Annotated in this window: 17 protein-coding genes; 9 read left to right on the top strand and 8 right to left on the bottom strand. The window is 71.2% G+C overall.

Going from position 1 to position 13933, the window contains the following annotated elements; all coding sequences use genetic code 11:
• Positions 1-26 precede the first annotated feature (26 nt).
• The 3 genes from EP757_RS32140 to EP757_RS32130 are packed head-to-tail and all read right to left on the bottom strand — an operon-like array spanning position 27 to position 2496.
• Complete coding sequence (locus EP757_RS32140) at positions 27-659, bottom strand: 3-oxoacid CoA-transferase subunit B (protein WP_127552161.1); 633 nt, start codon at positions 657-659, stop codon at positions 27-29.
• On the bottom strand, positions 656-1315 hold the full coding sequence (locus EP757_RS32135) for a 3-oxoacid CoA-transferase subunit A (RefSeq protein WP_127552160.1): 660 nt from the start codon (positions 1313-1315) through the stop codon (positions 656-658). Before EP757_RS32135 ends, EP757_RS32140 begins: the two co-directional genes overlap by 4 nt.
• On the bottom strand, positions 1312-2496 hold the full coding sequence (locus EP757_RS32130; protein ID WP_127552159.1) for a thiolase family protein: 1185 nt from the start codon (positions 2494-2496) through the stop codon (positions 1312-1314). The genes EP757_RS32135 and EP757_RS32130 overlap by 4 nt, the downstream gene beginning before the upstream one ends.
• A 69-nt stretch (positions 2497-2565) precedes the next feature.
• Between EP757_RS32130 and EP757_RS32125 the strand changes: the two genes are divergently transcribed.
• Genes EP757_RS32125 through EP757_RS32115 form a run of 3 tightly spaced genes read left to right on the top strand, consistent with a single transcriptional unit; the run spans position 2566 to position 5392 of the window.
• Positions 2566-3447: a LysR substrate-binding domain-containing protein gene (locus tag EP757_RS32125; protein WP_127552158.1), complete on the top strand. Its 882-nt coding sequence runs from the start codon at positions 2566-2568 to the stop codon at positions 3445-3447.
• A 44-nt stretch (positions 3448-3491) separates the two neighbouring features.
• Complete coding sequence (locus EP757_RS32120) at positions 3492-4499, top strand: maleylacetate reductase (RefSeq protein ID WP_127552157.1); 1008 nt, start codon at positions 3492-3494, stop codon at positions 4497-4499.
• Positions 4496-5392 (top strand): dioxygenase, encoded by an 897-nt coding sequence (locus EP757_RS32115; RefSeq protein ID WP_127552156.1) that lies wholly within the window; start codon positions 4496-4498, stop codon positions 5390-5392. Before EP757_RS32120 ends, EP757_RS32115 begins: the two co-directional genes overlap by 4 nt.
• On the opposite strand, the gene EP757_RS32110 is transcribed toward EP757_RS32115, so the two are convergent.
• The gene (locus EP757_RS32110) at positions 5389-7281 is read right to left on the bottom strand and encodes a metallophosphoesterase family protein (RefSeq protein WP_232050107.1); all 1893 of its coding nucleotides are present in this window, start codon (positions 7279-7281) and stop codon (positions 5389-5391) included. The genes EP757_RS32115 and EP757_RS32110 overlap by 4 nt on opposite strands.
• A 99-nt stretch (positions 7282-7380) precedes the next feature.
• Here EP757_RS32110 and EP757_RS43175 point away from each other — a divergent pair, with 99 nt between their 5' ends.
• The gene (locus tag EP757_RS43175; protein WP_162521012.1) at positions 7381-7542 is read left to right on the top strand and encodes a hypothetical protein; all 162 of its coding nucleotides are present in this window, start codon (positions 7381-7383) and stop codon (positions 7540-7542) included.
• Between the two features lie 36 nt (positions 7543-7578).
• On the opposite strand, the gene EP757_RS32105 is transcribed toward EP757_RS43175, so the two are convergent.
• From EP757_RS32105 to EP757_RS32090, 4 genes are read right to left on the bottom strand one after another with little or no spacing between them, the layout of a single operon-like run.
• Positions 7579-8568 (bottom strand): hypothetical protein, encoded by a 990-nt coding sequence (locus EP757_RS32105; RefSeq protein WP_127552154.1) that lies wholly within the window; start codon positions 8566-8568, stop codon positions 7579-7581.
• Positions 8565-8885 (bottom strand): PadR family transcriptional regulator, encoded by a 321-nt coding sequence (locus tag EP757_RS32100; RefSeq protein WP_127554536.1) that lies wholly within the window; start codon positions 8883-8885, stop codon positions 8565-8567. The genes EP757_RS32105 and EP757_RS32100 overlap by 4 nt, the downstream gene beginning before the upstream one ends.
• A 53-nt stretch (positions 8886-8938) precedes the next feature.
• On the bottom strand, positions 8939-9601 hold the full coding sequence (locus EP757_RS32095) for a DNA alkylation repair protein (protein WP_127552153.1): 663 nt from the start codon (positions 9599-9601) through the stop codon (positions 8939-8941).
• Between the two features lie 9 nt (positions 9602-9610).
• Entirely contained in the window at positions 9611-9904 is a 294-nt protein-coding gene (locus tag EP757_RS32090) for a hypothetical protein (protein WP_127552152.1), read from the bottom strand.
• Positions 9905-9964: 60 nt separating this feature from the next.
• On the opposite strand from EP757_RS32090, the gene EP757_RS43505 reads away from it, so the two are divergent.
• Genes EP757_RS43505 through EP757_RS32065 form a run of 5 tightly spaced genes read left to right on the top strand, consistent with a single transcriptional unit; the run spans position 9965 to position 13931 of the window.
• Entirely contained in the window at positions 9965-10660 is a 696-nt protein-coding gene (locus EP757_RS43505) for a LuxR C-terminal-related transcriptional regulator (RefSeq protein ID WP_197725426.1), read from the top strand.
• Positions 10661-10709: 49 nt separating this feature from the next.
• Positions 10710-11570 (top strand): class II fructose-bisphosphate aldolase, encoded by an 861-nt coding sequence (locus EP757_RS32080; protein ID WP_127552151.1) that lies wholly within the window; start codon positions 10710-10712, stop codon positions 11568-11570.
• The gene (locus EP757_RS32075) at positions 11567-12322 is read left to right on the top strand and encodes an HAD-IA family hydrolase (protein WP_127552150.1); all 756 of its coding nucleotides are present in this window, start codon (positions 11567-11569) and stop codon (positions 12320-12322) included. Before EP757_RS32080 ends, EP757_RS32075 begins: the two co-directional genes overlap by 4 nt.
• Positions 12319-12939 (top strand): dihydroxyacetone kinase subunit DhaL, encoded by a 621-nt coding sequence (gene dhaL / locus EP757_RS32070; RefSeq protein ID WP_127552149.1) that lies wholly within the window; start codon positions 12319-12321, stop codon positions 12937-12939. The genes EP757_RS32075 and dhaL overlap by 4 nt, the downstream gene beginning before the upstream one ends.
• On the top strand, positions 12936-13931 hold the full coding sequence (locus EP757_RS32065) for a dihydroxyacetone kinase subunit DhaK (protein ID WP_127552148.1): 996 nt from the start codon (positions 12936-12938) through the stop codon (positions 13929-13931). The genes dhaL and EP757_RS32065 overlap by 4 nt, the downstream gene beginning before the upstream one ends.
• Positions 13932-13933: the final 2 nt, after the last annotated feature.

The following is a 13933-nucleotide window of genomic DNA, read 5'->3' as shown; positions in this document are numbered from 1 at the left end:
GTCCCTGGTGTAGACCACCACGGTACCTACGCGCGTAGCAACGGCACCTCGAGCCGCTCGCTCAGCTCCTCGAAGGAGATGCCGAACGTCTCCCGCACGACCACCCCACCCGGCGTGATGAGGAACGTCGCCAGGTCGGTGTAGACGCGGTCGACGCAGCCGAGGCCGGTCAGCGGATAGGTGCAGTCCGGAACCAGCTTCGGCGAGCCGTTCTTGGCGAACAGCGTCATCATCACGTAGACGCTCTCGGCGCCGACCGCCAGATCCATCGCGCCGCCGACCGCGGGGATGGCGTCGGCGGCGCCGGTGTGCCAGTTGGCCAGGTCGCCGGCGGCGGACACCTGGAAGGCGCCCATCACGCAGACGTCGAGGTGGCCGCCGCGCATCATCGCGAACGAGTCGGCGTGGTGGAAGTACGACGAGCCGGGCAGCTCGGTCACCGGGATCTTGCCGGCGTTGGTGAGGTCCGGGTCGACGGCGTCACCGGTCGCGGCCGGACCCATGTTGAGCATGCCGTTCTCGGTGTGCAGGACGATCCCGGCGTCGGCCGGCAGGTGGTCGGCGACCAGGGTGGGCTGCCCGATGCCCAGGTTCACGTAGGAGCCCGGCTCGATGTCCCGCGCGACCAGCGCGGCCATGGCGTGCTTGTCCAGGCTCATACCGCCACCACCCGATCGACGTAGATGCTCGGGGTCACGATCGCTTCGGGGTCGAGGTCGCCGGTCGGGACTATCTCGCGTACCTGGGCGATGACCAACGATGCGGCGGTCGCCATGACCGGGCCGAAGTTGCGCGCGGTCTTGCGGTAGACCAGGTTGCCCATGCGGTCCGAGCGGTAGGCGCCGATCAGGGCGACATCCCCCTTGATCGGGTACTCCAGCACGTAGGTCCGGCCGTCGATCTCCCGGGTCTCCTTGCCTTCGGCGAGAGGGGTGCCCACGCCGGTACGTCCGTAGAACGCCCCGATGCCCGCACCCGCCGCGCGCATCCGTTCGGCGAGGTTGCCCTGTGGCACGACCTCCAGCTCGATCTTCCCGGCTCGGTAGAGGCCGTCGAAGACCCACGAGTCGGACTGCCGCGGGAACGAGCAGATCATCTTGCGGACGCGGCCCTTGGCCAGCAGCGCGGCCAGTCCGGTGTCGCCGTTGCCGGCGTTGTTCGACACCACTGTCAGGTCGCCGGCGCCCTGCTCGATGAGCGCGTCGATCAACTGCACCGGCATGCCGGCCATGCCGAACCCGCCGATCAGGACCGTGGAGCCGTCGGCGATGCCGGCGACGGCTTCCAGGGCGCTGTCACAGATGGAGAAGGTCATGCCGTCACGTTCTCCAGGACGACGGCGAGGGCCTGGCCCACGCCGATGCAGATGGCTGCCACGCCGTACCGCCCGCCGGTCTCGCGCAGCCGGGCCGCGAGGGTGCCGAGGATGCGGCCGCCCGAGGCGCCGAGCGGATGACCGATGGCGATCGCCCCGCCGCGGGCGTTGACGATCTCCGGATCGATGCCCCAGGCGTCGACGCAGGCGATCGACTGGACGGCGAAGGCCTCGTTGAGCTCGACGGCGCTGACGTCGGACCAGGTGATCCCGGCACGCTTCAGCGCGTGCGAAGCGGCCTCGACGGGGGCGAAGCCGAAGTCCTGCGGCGCGTTGGCGTGCACACCGCGCCCGGCGATCCTGGCGATCGGCTCGAGCCCGACGTGCCGCCCGCCGGCCTCCGATCCGATGATCAGCGCGGACGCGCCGTCGTTCAGCGGGGAGGCGTTCCCCGCGGTGATCGTCCCGTCCGGGCGGAACGACGCCTTGAGGCCGGCCAGCTTCTCCGGCGTCGACCCGGCACGGATGCCCTCGTCCCGTCCGAGATCCACGCCCGGAACCGGGACCACCAGGTCCTGGTAGAAGCCGTCGTTCCAGGCCTTGTCCGCCAGCTGATGCGACCGCGCCGCGAAGGCGTCCTGCCGCTCGCGCGGGATACCGAACCGATCGCCGAGGGCCTCGTTCGCCTCGCCCAGCGAGACCGTCCACTCCTTCGGCATGGCCTCGTTGACCAGCCGCCACCCGAGCGTCGTCGACACGGCCGTCACGTTCCCGGCGGGGTAGGCGCGGGACGGCTTCGGCAGCACCCACGGCGCCCGCGTCATCGACTCGACGCCACCGGCGACGACCACGTCGGCGTCGCCGGACTCGATCGTGCGGGAGGCCGAGATCGCCGCGTCCAGCGAGGAGCCGCAGAGCCGGTTGACCGTGGAGGCCGGCACCGAAACGGGCAGCCCGGCGAGCAGGACCGCCATCCGGCCGACGTTGCGGTTGTCCTCGCCGGCCTGGTTGGCGCAGCCCCACACGACGTCGCCGATCAGCGCCGGGTCGAGATCGGGGGCCTTGGCGAGGACGCCTGTCAGGGCCGCCGCCGCGAGGTCGTCCGGCCGGACCTCGGCGAGGGCGCCCCCGAACCGGCCGAACGGCGTCCGGGCCGCTGCATAGAGGTACGCGGAGTTCATGTTCCCAACCTATGACCTGGCACCGATTGACTCCAATACTGAATCGTGGCCGATTGATAATCTGGACTTATGGAACTGCGTCATCTCCGCTCGTTCCTGGCGCTCGCCGAGGAGCGCCACTTCGGCCGCGCCGCGGAACGGCTGCACATCGCCCAGCCTGCCCTCTCCCAGCAGATCAAGCAGCTCGAGCGCGAGTTCGGGGTCGAGCTGGTCACCCGCACCACCCGCCGGGTCGAGCTGACCGAATCCGGTCACCGCTTCGCCGATCACGCCCGGGCCGTCCTCGGTTCCGCCGAGCGGGCGGCGAGCGACATGGCGCTGGTCGCTTCCGGTCAGGCGGGCCGGGTCTCGGTGGGCTTCATCGGTACGGCGACCTACGACCTCCTGCCCGCCGCCGCCCGGGAGGTCCGTGAGCGGCTGCCCGGGGTGACGCTCGAACTGCACGGTGAGCTCCTGAGCCCGGCGCTGCTCACCGGCCTGCTCGACGGCACCTACGACCTGGTCGTGCTCCGCCCGGACGGCCTTCGGCGGCCCGAGATCACCGAGAGGGTCCTGCGCCGGGAACGCCTGATCGCCGTCCTGCCCGACCGTCATCCCCTGGCCGGCCGGGAGGCGATCGAGCTGAGCGAGCTGAGCGGCGAACCCTTCGTCATGCACTTCTCCGGTCACCGTTCCTCGATGCACGAGCACGTCCTCGCCGCCTGCGCCGCCGCCGGGTTCCACCCCGACCCGATCACCGAGGTGGGGGAGACCGCCACCCTCGTCGTCTTCGTGGCGGCGGGCATGGGCGTGGCCCTGGTCCCCGAGCCGGTCCGCAGCCTGGCGCTGGAGGGCGTGGCCTACATCGAACTCACCCGTCCGCCGACAGTGGACCTGGCGATCGCCACCCGGGCCGCCGACGCCTCACCCGCCGTCAGCCGGGTGGCCGGCATCATCGGCTCCCTCCGCTGAGTTCGGTCCACCATCTGAGGACGCCCGGGACGTAGCGTGGCCCTATGAGCCTCAGCTTCACCCACGAGACGCTGCCGCAGCGGATCGTGTTCGGGTCCGTCACCGCGCTCGCCGACGAGGTGGCCCGCTTCGGGTCGCGACCGTTCCTGATCGCCTCGGAGCGCAGCGGGGTGTCACTGCCGCACGCCGTCCGGCACACCGAGGTGGTGATGCACGTGCCGGTCGAGGTGGCCGCGCGGGCACGCGAGGCGGCGGCGGCAGCCGGTGTCGACGTGCTGGTCAGCGTCGGTGGCGGGTCGGCTGTCGGTCTCGCCAAGGCGGTCGCGCTGACCAGCGGGCTGCCGATCGTCGCGGTGCCGACCACCTACGCCGGTTCCGAGGTCACCCCGATCTGGGGCATGACCGAGAACGGCCGCAAGACCACCGGGCCGGACCCGCGGGTGCTGCCACGCACGGTGATCTACGACGCGGAGCTGACGCGCTCGCTGCCCGGCGATCTGGCCGTGGCGTCCGGGCTGAACGCTCTCGCGCACGCGGTCGAGGCGATGTGGGCGCCGCGCACCGACCCGATCAACCGGGCGTTCGCGCTGGAGGCGATCCACTATCTGCGCGCGGGCCTGCCGCTGCTCCCGTCGTTCCCGGGCCGGCAGGAGACGCTCCTCGGCGCCCACCTGGCCGCTGTCGCGTTCGCCTCGGCCGGCTCCGGGCTTCACCACAAGATCTGTCACGCGCTCGGCGGCATGTACAACCTGCCACACGCGCAGACGCACGCGGTGGTCCTCCCGTACGTTCTGGCCCTGAACGCGCCGGCGGTGACCGACCGCCTGGCGCAGGCGTTCGGCGCGGCCTCGGCGCTGACCGGACTGCTCGATCTGTACGGCGCGATCGGCGCCCCGCGCTCGCTGAGGAGCCTCGGGCTCGCCGAAGAGGCCGTTCCGGCGGTCGTCGACGCCGTTCTCCCGGCGGTGCCGCCCGGCAACCCGGTCCCGGTCACCGCCGCGAATCTCACCGCTCTGCTGCGCCGCGCCTGGTCCGGGGAGGATCCACGATGAGCACCGAGCAACAGCACCGCGAGGCGCGGCTGACCGAGCGGGTCGTCGCCTCCTTCGACGCCACTCCGGATCCGCGGCTGCGCGAGGTGATGCGGTCGCTGACCCGGCACCTGCACGACTTCGTCCGCGAGGTGCGGCTCACCGAGCGGGAGTGGCAGCAGGCGATCGCGTTCCTCACCGAGGCCGGGCACGTCACCGACGAGCGGCGGCAGGAGTTCATCCTGCTCTCCGACGTGCTCGGCGCGTCGATGCAGACCGTCACCGTCAACAACGAGGCGTACGGCGACGCCACCGAGGCGACGGTCTTCGGCCCGTTCTTCACCGACGGCTCCCCGGCGATCCCGCTCGGCGGCGACATCGCCGGCGGCGCGGCCGGCGAACCGTGCTGGGTGTCCGGAACGGTGACCGACACGGCCGGGAATCCGGTCGCGGGCGCGCGCATCGAGGTGTGGGAGGCCGACGACGACGGCTTCTACGACGTGCAGTACGGCGACGACCGGGTGGCCGCCCGCGGCCACCTGGTCACCGACGCGGCGGGCGGATTCCGCTTCTGGGCGATCACGCCGACGCCGTACCCGATCCCGCACGACGGACCGGTGGGCCGCCTCCTCGCGGCGACCGGCCGCTCCCCGATGCGGGCCTCACACCTGCACTTCCTGGTCACCGCGCCCGGCCTGCGCACCCTGGTCACCCACATCTTCGTCCGGGGCGACGCCCTGCTGGACAGCGACAGCGTCTTCGGCGTCCGCGATTCACTGGTCAAGGACTTCGCCCGCCGCCCGCCGGACCGGCCCACTCCCGACGGCCGCGACCTGGGCGGCCGGCCCTGGTCCCAGGTCCGTTTCGACATCGTGCTGGCGCCCGCGAACCCCGCAGCGCCCGCGAACCCCTAGGTGCCGGCGACCCGGGTCAGGGTGATGCGGTCGATCTCGGTGAAGGGTTGGCGGGTGCCGGGCAGGGCGTCGGCGAGGCTGCGGATCGTCATGGACGTGCGGGCGCCCCGGGCGGCCGGGGTGACGTCGACGGCGATGAAGGCGTAGGCGTCGTAGCGGACCTGGGACCAGTCGACCGTCTCCGGGACACGGATGCCGGTCGGGTGGCCGGCCGGTTTGACCACTCGTTTCTCCGCCGACCAGTAGTAGCTGTTCACGATGGTCGTCGTGGTGTTCTCGCCGGGCGGCGGCCGGTATCCGCGGTACCGCTGACCGGCCGGCAGCAGCTGCGCGCCCTCGACCTTCACACCGGCCGGCGCGGGGGCCGCCTTGCCCGGCGCCCGGCGGAACGGGTAGCGCGGGCGGCCTCCGGAGCCCACGCAGATGTACGTGACCCCGTCGGTCGCCGGCGCGATGGTGGAACCGTCGGGCGCCGCACGGGTGCGTCTGCCGTACCGGATCGGGTCGGTGCGTTCCAGCAGATGATTGTGGCCCTGGATGACCAGGTCGACCTGGTGTTCGCTGAACAGCGGGTCGAGCGCGTCGCGTACCCCGCCGTCGGAGGCGTGGTTGTCCGACGTCGCGTACGCGCAGTGGTGCAGGAAGACGACGATGAAATCGATCGCCGGGTCGGCCCGCCACGCCTTCAGTGACCGTCTGAGCCAGCCGACCTGGGCGCCGTTCGAGTAGCCGGCGTTCGTGTGCAGTTCCGACGACAGCTCGTTGGCGTCGAGCGAGATCAGCCCGACGTTGCCGTAGGCGAACCGGTAGACCGACGGGCAGGTGTGCGGCCCGTTCGTCGGGAAGTCGAGCCGTTCCAGCAGGCCGCCGTACCCGTGCGCGGGGCTGTCGCCGAGGAACCGCGTGTTGCCGTAGATCGGTTCCATGTCGTGGTTGCCGGTCGCGAACATCCACGGTGTGGAGGACGCCAAGGGCTCGATCTGATTCAGGAACACATCCCAGACGTACGGATTGAAGAGGTTCTTGCCTTTCGGAGCGATCCTGGTCAGCGCGGTGGTGTCGTCGGCCGGTAGTCCCGACCCGGACGGATTGGCGTAGCAGATGTCGCCGGCGAGGAGCGTGAAGACCGGCTGCTGAGTGGCGAGCAGCATCGTCTGGGTGAGGGCCGGCCGTTTGTCGGTGCCGTGCAGTCCCGCGACCGGATCGTCCGGCAGGTAGGAGTTGTTGTCGAAGACGCCGGCCGGCCAGGTGCCGCCCGCGGCCGTCACCGAGGCCGGATTCCGGTGCCAGGCGAACTTCGGGTCGGCGGGCGCGGTGTTCGTGCCGACGTCGGCGAACGCGGTGAAGGTGAACGGTTTCAGCGACCCCTTGGCCGGCGCCGTGGAGAAGTGGGCCTCGCCGCTGACCGTGCCGTCGGAGAGCCGCACCCGGTAGTAGTAGACCGTCGCGGGCAGCAGTTTGTCGACGACCGCCTTCAGATAGAACTGACTGCCGATCGGGCCGCCCGGGATCGCGTACTGCCCGGTCAGGTGCCGGATGTCGGCGGCGAAACGGGTTCCGTACCGGCCGGGCGCCGAACCGACGTCGACGAAGGCGCGCAGTTTCGCGGGCAGCGAGCCGGTCTTGCTCACCAGTTGCGCGGTGAGGGCCATGGCCGGTCGCAGCGCGCCGTCCGGATCCGGTACGAACGACAGATGCCGCCCGGAGACGACCACCCCGGCCGGCCCCTCGACGCCGCCGCCCGCCGCGAACGCCGCGCTCGCCAGGTGGAACTGGGTGTAGGCGTATCCGGCCGCCGCAGTTTTCAGCAGCGTGCGGCGGCTCACCGCGGAGCGTGCCAGCCGCTGGGTGTTCCACTCGCTGAACTCGTCGATCGTCAGGCCTGCCACGCCCGCCATCGTGCCGGTGAAACGCCGGAAATGTGCGGATTCGGTTTGCGGTTCAGCCGAGCGGGTAGGTGAGTTGATCTAGTGATGAGGGGGAAGAGGATGCCCGACCCTGACAAGTACCCGCCGCTCGACCCGGGAGCGCCCATCCCGGACGACCCCGGCGAACTCTCACCGGACAACCCGGATCCGCTCCCGCCGGCCCCGGCAGAACCGGCCCCGGAGCCCGCGGTCGAGCCCGGCGCCGTCCCCGAACCGGCCTGAGCGACGCCGCGGTCGAGCCCGCCCGGATCGCCGGGATCATCCGGCTGGCACCGCCGGCCGGCGTCGCGCCACGATCACGGCGGCGCTGATGGCGAGCAGGCCGGCGACCGTGCCGATCAGCGTGAGCATCGGCGTCGCGAAGGGCGGGCCGGCCGTGATGCGCGGGTCCGGCGAGCCGTGCGCATAGGTCAGCACCGCGAACGCCTCGCGGTAGAACCGGTAGGCCGGCAGCGTGGCGGCGGCGAGACCGGCGGTGACCAGGACCGCCGGGACCAGGCCCGCCGCGAGCCGGCGGCGGGCGACCGCGGCCACCAGCAGCCAGCCGGTGAGCAGGCCGGCGACGGTCCCGGCGACGGTCAGCGGCCGCAGCACGGCGGGCTCGACCGGCCACACCCTGATGGTGAAGCTTGCCGGGTCGGTGAAGGGGGAGCCGACGAGGACCCGGGCGTCGCCGTACAACTTCAGCCCACCGCTGGTCGCCGTCCACATGCCGTGCTCGACCGGGACGCTGGTGGTCATGTCCTCGCGGGGGATGACGCGGCTCTCCGCTTCCCGGAACGACGTGATCCGCCACCCGGCGCCGGTCAGCCCGTCGCGGACCCGCCAGGCCGACCAGTCGGTGGTGCCGTCGGCCTGGACCGCGACGCTCGGACCCTGCTGCGCCGACGTCTCGTGGTAGAGGGGAGCGTCGCCGGGAATCCCGGTGAGCGCGGCGTTGAGGGCCTGCATCTCCCGGTCGAACGGGACGGCCGCCGCCGTCCGCCAGGCGACCCAGGTCCCCGCCGCAGCGCCGAAGCCACCCAGCACGGCGGCGGCGAGCAGGGCGGCCACCGCGACGAGGGGACGCCGGGCGGGCAGCCGGAAACGCTCCCGCAGGCCGGCGAGGACCAGGTGGACGCCGGGCCGGTGACCGTCCTCGGCCATGTCCAGCAGGGTGGTGAGGATCTCGGCACCGCGGTGGTCCCGGTACGACCGGGGGTAGGCCCAGAGCAGCCGCCGGTAGCGCCGTTCGTCGCGGGTGGTCACAGCCCACCCCCGAACGCGAGCCGCAGCCGGGTGGCGGCCACGTCGGCGTTGCGCCGCAGCCGCCGCACCTGCGCGGTCAGGGCCGCCGCCCCGGACTCGGTGAGCCGGTAGTAGCGCCGGAGCCGCCCGTCGACCGCCTCCTCGTGGTCGATCTCGATGAGGCCCTGCTCGGTGAGCCGGTCGAGCGCGCCGTACAGGGTGCCGGGCCGCAGCACGACCTCGCCCTCGGACAGCTGCTCGACGGCGCGGATCACGCCGTACCCATGGGTGGGTTCGGTGGCGAGCGCGGTGAGGATCAGAAACGTCGGCTCCTGCATGGCGAGCGACACTACCTCAGCCGACATATGACGCCAAGCGTTATATGGACCGCTCAGTCGTTCCGGCGGCCGACCATCTCGGTGATCCAGATCGGGGCGTACGGCGACGTGCAGCCGGGCGGCGTCGGGTAGTCCTTCAGCACTTCGAGTCGTTCGCCGATGGCGATGGCCCGGTCGCGGTGCACGGCGTGCGTGATGCCGATCTGGGCCAGGGTGTGGTTCATGGCCCACTGCAGCCGGTCGGGCGCGTCCTTCATCCCGGCCTCGATGACGTCGAGCAGCCCGGCGAGGTCGAGGCCGTCGGGCTTCTTCGCCACGCGTTCGGTGGTGAGGGCCCAGCCCGCGCTCGCCACGACCGGATCAGGATCGGTCAGCCAGGACCGTCGCAGCTGCTCGGCGTGCGGGCTCTTCTTCACCACGTAGTTGACCAGCCAGTCCTGCACCTTCGGCGTCCGCGAGGCGCGCAGCATGGCGTCCAGCTCACCGGCGTCGAACTGCCGCGGCTTGCAGATCAGCAGGGCCAGCAGGCGAGCGGCGGAGTCGTCGGTGGCCCAGAGCTCCCGGGCGAGATCCGGCTGCGTCTTCAACCGCTTCGCCACGGTACGCAGGGCGCCCAGGTTCACGGCGTGGTCATCGCCGTGCCGGCGGTTCACCTCGAGGAACCTGGGGTCGGCCAGCCCGGCGAGTTCGGCGAGCAGTTCGTCCGTCGTCGTCATCCCACACTCCTACATCCGCAGCAGCGCGTTTCCACCGAGCAGCAGCAGATCCGCTCCGGCGACCAGCATCAGGCTCAGGTAGAGGCGGCGGGCCGACTCCTCGTTCTCGCCGCCGGTCATCCCGCGGATCGCGCTCACCAGCGCGGCCAGGACCAGCGGGATGCCGCCGATCAGCAGGAATCCGACCGATGACGGCGTCTTGCCCTGGACGACCAGCAGGGTCACCATCGTCGCCGGCAGCAGGCCGAAGAAGACCACGGCCAGTCCGGCGTACAGCTTGAGCGGCCCCAACGCGTTCGTCATCTGCGGAATCCTAACCGCGACCGTTTCCGGTCCCGGCAAGCGGGACTTATGTTCGAGGCTGTGACCGGGTTCCGGCTTGCCGACGCGGTGGCCGACGTCTACGGCGACCGCCGGCTGGAGGTCGTGCTGCGCCGGCTGCTGCGGCACACCGCGCGCCTCACCGGCTCGGCCGCGGGCAGCGTGTCGCTCGTCGACGCGCACGCCGGTCGATACACGAAGGCGGCGGAGTACGGCGCGTTCTGCCGGCTCGGCGACTCGTTCCCGCTCGACGAGGGCGCGACCGGCCGGGCGTTCGGGTGCCGCCGGCCGGTGGTGATCCCGGAGTACAGCCAGTTGCGGTCCGGTCATCTCGCCGGCGACGATCCGGCACGGCGCGGCGCGGCGGCGGCAGTGCCGATCTGGTGGCGCGGCGAGGTGATCGCGGTCAGCGTGATCTTCGCGCCGGACGATCGCACGGTCCGGGATCTCGACGAGCTGGAGGCGCTCACCCAGGCAGCGGCGGCCGCGATCGTCCGGTCGGGGAGGCTCGCCGCCCCACTGAGCAATGATGAATCAGGACGAACTCTCCTGACGCATCGCGAGCGCGACGTCCTATTACTACTCAGACACGGACTCACCTATCGGGAGATCGCCAACCGGCTCGGCCTCTCCCCGAAGACCGTCGACAAGCACGTCGGCGCGATCATGCGGAAGACCGGGACGTCGAACCGGACGGCCGCCGTGGTCACCGCCCTCGACAACGGATGGATCGCATAGGGAGTTCTCCCCATACCGCGGCAGCGGCGGCCATGGATTCACTGGGCACATGCCCGTCGTATCCATGAAGGAGATCCTCGACCGCGCGCTGGCCGGCGGTTACGGCGTCGCCGCCTTCAACATCGTCAACGATCTGAGCATCGAGGCGGTCCTGGCCGCGGCCACCGAGGAACAGGCGCCGGTGATTCTGCAGACGTCGGTCAAGACCGTTCGGATGTACGGGCGGAGCGAGCTCTTCTCGATCGTCCACGCCATGATCAGGGCCGCCGGGGTGCCGGTCACCCTGCATCTGGATCACTGCCCCGACCGTACCGTCATCTCTGATTGTCTCGCCGGAGGCTGGAACTCGGTGCTCTTCGACGCCCATGAGCTCGACGTCGCCGAGAACATGCGGCAGACGATGGACGTGGTCGCCGAGGCCCGGCGGACGGGCGCGCACGTCGAGGGGGAGATCGAGGGGATCCAGGGCGTCGAGGACGATCTCGGGTCGGACGAGGCGCCGGCGGTCCAGGACCTCGAGGTCGCGATCGACTTCATCAAGAACACCGGGGTGGACTGTTTCGCTCCGGCCATCGGCAACGCGCACGGGCAGTACCGGCGTACGCCGTCGCTGGACGCCCAGCGGGTCAGCGACCTGGTGGCGGCGACCGGGATCCCGATGGCCCTGCACGGCGGGACCGGGCTCTCCGACGAGCAGTTCACCGACCTGATCGCCCGCGGCTGCGCCAAGGTCAACATCTCGACGGCGCTCAAGGAGAGCTTCATGAAGTCCGGCCTGGAGCATCTGCGGCAGGCCGAGGAGCGCGGCACGTGGGATCCACCGGCGCTGTTCCGGCACCAGCGGACCGCCGTCCTGGAGATGGCGCGCCGGCACATCCGCCTCTTCGGAGGATCGGGGCGTGCCTGGTGACCGCGCTCGTCTTCGACTGCGACGGGGTGCTGGCCGACACCGAGCGGTACGGCCATCTGCCGGCTTTCAACGCCACCTTCGAGCAGTTCGGGCTGCCGGTGCGGTGGAGCGAGCAGGAATACGGCGAGAAGCTGCGGATCGGCGGCGGGAAAGAACGGATGGCGACGCTGTTCGAGGACGGGATCGTGCGGGACGGTGACCGTACCGGGAAGCTCCTGATCTGGCACCGGGCCAAGACCGCCGCATTCCGCAGATTGGTCGCCGAAGGACGCATCCCGCCCCGGCCCGGAATCGCCCGGCTGATCCCGGAAGCCCTCGACGCCGGCTGGACCGTCGCGGTCGCCTCGACGTCGGCGGAGGAATCGGTGCGCGCCGTTCTGGAGAACGCGGTCGGCGCCGCGACGGCCGAGCGGATCCCGGTCTTCGCCGGTGACGTCGTCCCGGCCAAGAAACCCGATCCGGCCGTTTACGAGCTGACCGCCGACCGGCTCGGCCTGGACAAGGCGGACACCCTCGTCGTCGAGGACTCCGGGAACGGCCTGAAAGCCGCGACCGCCGCCGGAATGCGCTGTCTCGTGACCGTCAACGGCTACACCCGCGACGAGGATTTCGCCGACGCGATCCTCGTGGTCGACGAACTCGGCGACCCGGGCCGGCCGCCCGTCGAGGTCCTGGCCAACCGGGGCGCCGCGAAGCCCGGCGACTTCCTCACCCTCGACGACCTGCGCGCCTGCCTGGAAGGACCGCGATGAGCATCACCGAGACCGAACTGGTGGTCCGGACGATCGCCGAGACCGCGATCGCGAACGAGAGGTACTTCGGCGACCTGGATTCGGTCGTCGGCGACGGCGATTTCGGCTACTCGCTGGCCCGCGGTTTCGAGAGACTCCTCGACGGCTGGGAGGACCTGGACCGGTCGAGCGACGGCGCGTTCCTCAAACGCACCGGAATGGTGCTCGCCTCCCGGATCGGCGGCACGTCCGGCCCGATCTGGGGAACCGCGTTCCTGCGGGCCGGCGGCGCGGCGGAGAAAGGCGTCGTCGCCATGCTGCGCGCCGCCGCCGAGGGCATCAAGGCGCGCGGGCAATCCGATGTCGGCGACAAGACGCTGCTGGATGCGCTCGTGCCACTCACCGATCGCCTGGAAACGGAGCTGGCCGGCGGGGCGACGGCGGCGGAGGCGATCCGGGCGGCGGCCGGAACCGCGCGGGAAGCGGCCGGCGCCACCGTCGGAATGGTCGCGAAACGGGGGCGCGCGTCCTATACGGGCGAGCGCAGCAGAGGTTCGGCCGATGCCGGCGCCGTAGCGGTCGCCGTGCTCGCCGAAAGCGTCAGCGAGACCTGGCAGAGTCGAGGAGTGGCGTCGTGAAGAAGTTCGTGAACGATCCGAAGAGTTTCGTCCCGGAGATGCTGGAGGGCATCGCCCTCGCCAATCCCGGAACCCTCCGGTACGTCCCGGCCTACAACCTGATCATGCGGGCGGACGCGCCGTCGGCGGACAAGGTGTCGATAGTGCAGGGCTCCGGCTCCGGGCACGAGCCCGCGCACGTCATGGCGGTCGGGCGGGGGATGCTCGACGCGGCCTGCCCCGGCGACGTCTTCGCCGCGCCACCGATGGACTACGTCTACGAGACCGCGAAGCTGCTCTCCTCACCGCAGGGGGTGCTGCTGCTGGTGAACAACTACACCGGCGACCGGATGGCGTTCGACATGGGCAGGGAGATGGCCGAGGCGGACGGCGTGCGCTGCGAGATCCTCACGATCAACGACGACGTGGCGGTGCAGGACTCGCTCTACACGGTCGGCCGGCGCGGCGTGGCCGGCAACTTCTTCGTCATCAAGACGGTGGGCGCGGCCTCCGAGCAGGGCGCCGGGATGGACGAGCTGCTCCGGATCGGGCGGCACGTCAACGACGTCACCCGGACCATGGGAGTGGCGCTGACCGCCTGCACGCCTCCGGCGAAGGGCTCCCCGCTGTTCGAGCTGGGCGCCGAGGAGATGGAGTTCGGCGTCGGCATCCACGGTGAGCCGGGCCGGGAGCGGCGGCCTCTCGCATCGGCGGACGCCATCGTCGACGACCTGCTCGACGCGATCGTCCCGGACCTGCCCTACCGGTCCGGTGACCGGGTCGCTTTGATGATCAACGGGCTCGGTGGTACGCCGGTCAGCGAGCTCTACCTCCTCTACCGCCAGGCGCATCGCCGTCTCGCCGACCGGGGCATCACGATCGGGCGCTCGTACGTCAACGAGTACTGCACGTCGCTCGACATGGCCGGCGCGTCGATCACCCTGGTCCGCCTGGACGACGAGATCGAGACGCTGCTGGCCGCACCGGCCGAGGCTGCCATCAGGGTCTTCTGATT

The sequence above is a fragment of the Actinoplanes sp. OR16 genome, assembly GCF_004001265.1.
In the GTDB taxonomy this organism is placed as follows: Bacteria; Actinomycetota; Actinomycetes; order Mycobacteriales; family Micromonosporaceae; genus Actinoplanes.
This window is presented reverse-complemented; position numbering and strand designations above follow the sequence as displayed.